The sequence below is a fragment of the Ureibacillus sp. 179-F W5.1 NHS genome, assembly GCF_045369345.1.
Lineage (GTDB): Bacteria > Bacillota > Bacilli > Bacillales_A > Planococcaceae > Ureibacillus > Ureibacillus halotolerans.
In genome coordinates, this window is record NZ_JBIQFG010000073.1 from 1 (window position 1) to 6,813 (window position 6,813).

General features: G+C 37.9%; 4 protein-coding genes. 1 reads left to right on the forward strand and 3 read right to left on the reverse strand.

Features of this window, described 5'->3' with window-relative positions:
- Positions 1-53 precede the first annotated feature (53 nt).
- The 3 genes from ACH0B5_RS17475 to ACH0B5_RS17485 form a co-directional block, all read right to left on the reverse strand.
- Complete coding sequence (locus ACH0B5_RS17475; protein WP_406928228.1) at positions 54-440, reverse strand: nucleotidyltransferase domain-containing protein; 387 nt, start codon at positions 438-440, stop codon at positions 54-56.
- 166 nt (positions 441-606) lie between these two features.
- Entirely contained in the window at positions 607-831 is a 225-nt protein-coding gene (locus tag ACH0B5_RS17480) for a DUF1540 domain-containing protein (RefSeq protein WP_122973089.1), read from the reverse strand.
- A gap of 194 nt (positions 832-1,025) precedes the next feature.
- Entirely contained in the window at positions 1,026-5,438 is a 4,413-nt protein-coding gene (locus ACH0B5_RS17485) for a S8 family serine peptidase (RefSeq protein WP_406928229.1), read from the reverse strand.
- A 783-nt stretch (positions 5,439-6,221) separates the two neighbouring features.
- Between ACH0B5_RS17485 and ACH0B5_RS17490 the strand changes: the two genes are divergently transcribed.
- Positions 6,222-6,773 (forward strand): ECF transporter S component, encoded by a 552-nt coding sequence (locus ACH0B5_RS17490; RefSeq protein WP_406928230.1) that lies wholly within the window; start codon positions 6,222-6,224, stop codon positions 6,771-6,773.
- Positions 6,774-6,813: the final 40 nt, after the last annotated feature.

Genomic DNA, 6,813 nt, shown 5'->3' on the forward strand with positions numbered 1-6,813 from the left:
ATGGCTAGAAAATAGTTCGGTTTAAGTGGATCAGTTTTTAATTAATAAATGGCTCAATTTTTACTTGCGAAATACAATTGCATTAAACGCAACTGTTCAACAAAAAAATCATTTTGATAATAAATTATTTCACTTTTCAACCATTCTAAAATGGTCGGGTTACTTTTTCTAAAAAGACGTAACGCTTTCGTTATCTCCCAGCCATTAATGTCTAAATAATCATTTATCGGGAATTCCATGCTGTCTTTCTTCGAACCTACTCCTTGTGGATCAATGGAAAGATACCAGTTTGGATGATGAACATAAATAAAGCGAACATCATAATCACTATTTTCTGCTGCAAATCCCCAAGCCCGGCTTCCCGACTCGACGGCATACAAAATTTTTATAGAATATTTCTCTTCTAATTCCATCAATTTTTTTAAAATAACTTCTTTCATCGTGACAGCTCTCTCTTTTTGTTTTCGTTTAAATGGGTTCTCATATCATCATACATAACCATATAAGAAAGGACTAAAGGAAAAATCCCTTTAGTCCCTACAACAACCTCAATGTTCGAACAGCCTTGCCTTCATGTCGTAACAAATTGAATTAAATAAATTCAATTTATTTTTCACGTTCGTTTTTTGGTTCAAACGTTTTACAGCATGTGTCTTGGGAATGATTTGCTTCTTCTGTAATCTTATCGAAATCAAGATCCGAAGCAAACTCTGTATTTCTATTTTTGGAATGGTAATCCATATCGATTTGGATTTTTTCTGCTCCACAAAGATTACCCTTTTTATGGAAAATACAGTTCGATACAGCACAGCTTACTTCTACATTTGGCATAGCTATCCTCCTCATTGATATGTCGTGAAAAGTAAAAATGAGCATTTTTAAAATCCTCATTCAAACTCTTCAAATTGTATTTTGTCCAATTCAAAAGTTTTTATTTTGAAAGTATGACTCCTTTTAAGGAAAAAACGTTTTTAATAAAAAATACCACCAAAGAATGATTCTTTGATGGTACTTACTATTTTTAATTACTCTGCTTTTTTATCTGATGTATCTTTTTTTACATCAGTAGTTTTAGCTGGCTGCTCTACGTTGATATAAAGTTTACCTGCTGCTTTCTGGCGTGTTTCATTGTTAAAGCTATCAACAGCCTTTACCTCAATTTGGGCACCGTCAGCGACAGCTCCTGATGGTACTGTATAATAGCCAACGTAATGACCAGGACTCATTTCCATTAAAGGAAGCTCTGTTGCATTTTGAGCCTGAGCTTTTGTATTTGTTAACGGCATATGCACCATAAACGTAGCTCGTAGTCCTGGTTCACTATCAAATTCAATCATGACACTTTTACCTGTTTGAATGTAAAGATCTTCCGCAGGCTTCACATTTTCAATAACTGGTGCATCATAGTCTACACTTACTGTCATTTTCTTTGTTATGCGATTTCCTGCTAAATCTTGAGCAACTACTTTAATTTCATTTGATCCGTTCTCTAAAATAATACGTTTTGAGAATTGACCATCCTTAACAGATGCTGCTTGTCCATTTACTTTAACATATTCTAAATTAGCATCTTCTATTGTACCTTTTACCGTTACCGTCTCACGATTAATTTTGCTGCCATCTGTTGGTTCAGTAATCGCAACAGCTGGTTTCACTGTATCTAACGTAACGGAAATTGGCGCAGACTCTCCAGTTGTACGGCCGTCTAAAGTTGAAACTGCTTGTAACTCGTTTTGACCTTCAACAAGCGTTACTGGAATTTCAAATTGTCCATTCTGTTCTACAACAACCGATCCTGCAGTCTCACCATTATGCTTTAATTCAATTGTTGTTGTCGGAGAAGCAGTACCTGTTACGGTTAAACTTTTTTCATTTGTAATAAAGCTATCAGTTGGCCCAGTAATTACTGGCGCATCTACCTCATAGCTAACACGGGCACGAATCATATAGTTTCCTTCCTCTGCTGGAGATGGAGTCCAAGCACCGGAAACAAATTGATAACTTCTCGCCGCATTTTCACCGTCTTCATCAGTTGCTAAAGCAGGTGTATTAGGATTTGGCTTAGTTTGAATGTAAACCATGTAGAAATCCCCGTTTACAATAATATTATGTTCACGTAAATCTACAACAGTCCATTCACCATTACGCAATGCCGTTGCATCGATTGGTCCAGCGATTTTTTTACCTGGTGCACCATCTGCTCCTGTTGCATCCCAAACTTCTACTTTAAATTCAGTACCTCCAGGTGTTGGGAATGACGTATCCCAGAAACGGAACACCCCATCCGTTACAATCCCACTTTCTTCGCCTTCAGGGAGAGACATTTTCACTGCCCAGCCATTTCCTGCATCATAAAACGCACGGGCATTTTCAGCAGTACCGTCATCATAGCCAATTTCTCCACCAGGATACGTGTAGAATGGCTCCAGACTAATATCCATCGTTGCACCATCGCCATCGATGGAAACCGCTACTTCTTGACTATGGTAACCGTCTGCAACAACTTTCAACGTATAGTCACCTTCATATGCAGTAATCGAATAGCCACCATTTGTATCTGTTACAGCTGGTGCAATATTCGCATCTTCTACAAGAAGTATCGTTGCTCCTTCAATTGGTTCTCCCGTTTGTTGATCAGTAATGGAACCTGTCACTGTATTTTGTGGTAATTCTTCCAACGTAAAGTTTGCAGAAACTGAACTATCTGCCTCTAACTCAATTGTTTGTTGCTCCGATGCAAATCCGTAAGCTTCCGCTTTGACTGTGAAATCACCGGCGCTATGAGTTAAAGAGTAGGAACCATCTGCTGGATTTGTATAAACAGAACGTCCTGATTCAAGAACACTTACTTGTGCTCCTAATGGAAGTAGGGTTGGATTCGCCACTTCTTCTACAATAGGGCCCGGTGCCTTTTCAGGTAATACCGGTTTAATTGTTTTTGGATCGATAGGCTTATCTGTTTTTTCTTTTTCTGCTTCAACAGCTTTTTCTTTTTTAGTTAGTTTTGGTACTTTTTCTGTTTTTACCTCCTTAATGATGCCTAACTGTTTCTTAGACAGTGACGAATCAGATAACGCTACATCATCAATATACCAGCCGTCGCGTAACACACTACCGTCTGAATATGAATTAAACCCAATATATACTCGTTGACCAGCGTATTCCGATAAATCAACTTCTGCACTTAACCAGCCATCAGAGACACCGTTTACTTGAAGTAATTGCGTCCAATTTTCTAAATCTGTTGAAATGACAACATGACCGTAATCCCAAGCTCTTCCTGTAGAAGACTTCTCAAAATTATGCCAATGTTTGAATTGTAAATAAGCGTTGCCCTCTGGTAAATCAACTGGAGGCATCACTAGCGTTGCATTCATGTTGTTATCATAGGTTCCTTCTAGATTTGTTGCATATACTTTTTCACCTGATGCAGCGTTACCAGGGCCTGATGTCGGTACACCCCACTCCCAGCTATCTGCATTACCGAACGAATACCAGCCAGTCGGTTGGCTTTCAAAATCGGTAAAGTAACCTGTCGTAATACCCGGTTTTACTTCAATCGTATACTCATCACTTGTCACTTCATTATTTCCAAAGTCATTAATTGTCCAGAAATACGTGAAAGATGAGCCCGTAATTAAGCTACCTGGTACAACAACGCCAAACTCTCCAGATTTATAATCTCCAGAAAGACGACCTGCTTCGATTGATTGGACATCACCATTTTCATCTGTATAATTTAACTCTACAGATGAAATACTAATATTATCTGAGATAGATAGAGATAAAGATAGATCCATTCCTTCAAAAGTTTCTTCAGGTGCAACATGCTCGAAAGTCGGTGCTTCTGTATCTTCACCTTGTTTCGTCACTTGTCCTTCAATTGTTCCTAAACCAGAAATAATGGAAGATACAGCTGCATAAGCATCTACTAAACCATAACCGTAACCGTGGTTTGGAGATTCCGGATACTCTTCATCTGTTAATGGGGTTGCCGTGTTTAATAGAATTTCTTCCATTTCATCGACAGTTATATTCGCATTTACTTGACGAAGGAGTGCAGCTACACCAGACACTGCAGGACCTGACATGGAAGTACCATTCCATCCACCTTCATAGGCTCCACCAGGTACAGATGAACGAATGTTTACACCAGGGGCTGAAATATCAGGTTTAATTTCATCATATGGAGAAGGTCCACGCAGGGAGAAACTCGCTACTTTATTGTTAATATCCGTTGCACCTGTTGCAAAGGATTCAGGGTAGTTGGCAGGAGCTGCAACAGATCCTGGACCACCTGGATTTGATAACGTTGTATTTCCAGCTGAGAATTCTGGGAAAATTTCAGCTGCGCGCCAGTTAATCACGACATCTCGATACCATTCATCTAAACCAGGTCCACCACCCCAAGAATTGTTTACAACATCTGGAGCTAGGTCGACACGGGCATTGCCTTCAGAATCCGTTGGAGCTAAAATCCATTCTGCCGCTTCTAAAAGGTCTGCATCTGTACCTCCAGCTGCAGTAAATGCCTTAACAGCAATAAATTTAGCACCTGGAGCAACACCTATTTGATTTGTTCCATCTGGTTCGCTACCAACCATTGTTCCCGTTACATGGGTACCATGGCCTTGATCATCATAAGGTTCGTCTTGGCCGGCAGTTGCATCGAACCAGTTATAATCATGATCGACCTCACCAGTAGCAGCATTGTAACCACGATACTTTTCCTTCAATGCTGGATGATCCCATTGAACACCGGTATCAATACTTGCCACTACAGTACCGGAACCATCGATACCCATCTCCCAAGTTTCAGGAGCTTTTACACGTGAGACATTCCATTCGACATTGGCAACTTCTGATGCTGGTGCTGGAGCATCTTCTACGACTGTTGCTTCTAATTGTCGAGTTTCATTTGGAAGTACTTTTTCAACTTCTGCAAAAGTAGCAATCTTTTCTGCAATCTCTTTAGTTGCAGTTACTGCCATCCCATTAACAATGTAGTAAGAATCAAAATCATCTACATTTCCCTTTTTCGCTTCTTGTTCAAGAAAATCGATGACTGATCGTTGTGATTCGATGGAAGTTGATTTTAATTCGGAGACAACAGCTGAACGTTGTACTAATTTCGTATTTTGAGCGGATAACTTCTTTTCCTTTGCAGTTTTTCTTGCTTCTTTCGCTACTTCTTGAGCCTCTGCTTTATCCTTAAATTTTACAAGGAAAGTTACTTTCTCTTCATCTTTAAAATTAGTTAGCAAACGGTCACTAATTTTATCCTTTGCAAGAACATTACTTACACTTGATTCTCGTAAAGATTCATGAAGTTTATTTGTCGATTCCGCACTAGCAACACTAGGTGCGATAAGGGAAAACGCTACGAGTAAAGATGCTGTAATATTAAACGCTTTGGTTGAACGTTTCTTCTTTTTCACATATTCTCCTCCTTCCGATTTTTAACAACGACCCGTTCACCTGACGTTCAACTAAAAAAACACCTTGTCCCTCCTTCCTAAACGATAATCCAGGCAAACAGAAAACAAAGGTGTCATCATAATCTCTAGTTGTTAACAATAACTATATTCGATTGAAAAGCTAATTTCTGTCTAATTTTGTAAGTAACTTTCAATATTTTGGTAATTTGAATAATTGGTACCATTTATTAAAATACTTATAAGTATTAAGTGGTAAAAGGACAATAGTTAGAAATTACCAATTATATGAATAATTCAACAAATAGAATAGGATACAAGTTTACAATGTAATAAAAATAAATCGTTCTACCTATCATCAATTCTATCAGCATAATTTAGCGCTCTATAAACTACTAGTAGATAAGGGAGAAAAGTATTATATTCCCTTCATTTTTATAATAATTTACAAGTCTACTATTTTATCTCATTTCAAAAACAAGGACTATTCAACTAATTTTTGATTACTATTCATTACTTTAAAAAGTATAAAATAAGGAGAAATTTCCTTAAAAGTTCCTTCTCGTTTTTCCTATTTTCGACATATTTATAACGACTTCAGGTTGTAGATTTACCGAATCATTACGAAAACTTATTGAGAAATTTGAAATTAATTTCATTTATTATTTACAAGTGATATTTTTCTAGATTAAAACTGACCACTGTATTTTTAAAAAAATTGATACTTTTATAAATACCAGTCCTTTGCTATGTTATCTGTAACATTAAATAAGGTAGGTAACCATTATGCAAAAAATACAAAACCAGTCCAATACACGTTCCCAAACATTCGATATGGTTGTATCCGCAATGCTCATAGCCCTCGTCTTTGTTGCGACGGTTTTTTTAAATATTAAACTACCCATTACGGCAAATGGTGGTTTAGTCCACCTTGGAACAGCGATGCTCTTTATCGCCTCCATTCTTTTCGGTCCTAAAAAAGGAGCGATTGCTGGCGCTGTTGGTATGGGATTATTTGATCTAATCTCAGGCTGGACATTATGGGCACCTTTTACTTTAGTTGCCCGCGGCTTACAAGGATATGTTGTTGGGAAAATTGCTTGGTCGAAAGGACGTAATGGAGGTAGCGTTACTTTAAATCTAATTGCAGCTATCCTTTCCGTTCCGGTTATGTTAGCAGGCTATTATATTTGTGAGGGGATTCTTTTTCATAACTGGATTGTCCCAGTAGCCTCTATTCCAGGAAACATTGTACAAAATGTAGTCGGAATCGTTGTTGCAATTCCCGTTTGTGCTGTACTAAAAGGTTCTAAGTCAAATGTTGGGGTGAGCATTTAGCTCACTCCTAATTTATGCGACCCGAACATCTATATTTTTA

Bases quoted from the DNA above. Each gene is read 5' to 3' on its own strand.
- ACH0B5_RS17475 (WP_406928228.1), bottom strand. From the start codon at position 440: ATGAAAGAAGTTATTTTAAAAAAATTGATGGAATTAGAAGAGAAATAT.
- ACH0B5_RS17480 (WP_122973089.1), bottom strand. From the start codon at position 831: ATGCCAAATGTAGAAGTAAGCTGTGCTGTATCGAACTGTATTTTCCAT.
- ACH0B5_RS17490 (WP_406928230.1), top strand. From the start codon at position 6,222: ATGCAAAAAATACAAAACCAGTCCAATACACGTTCCCAAACATTCGAT.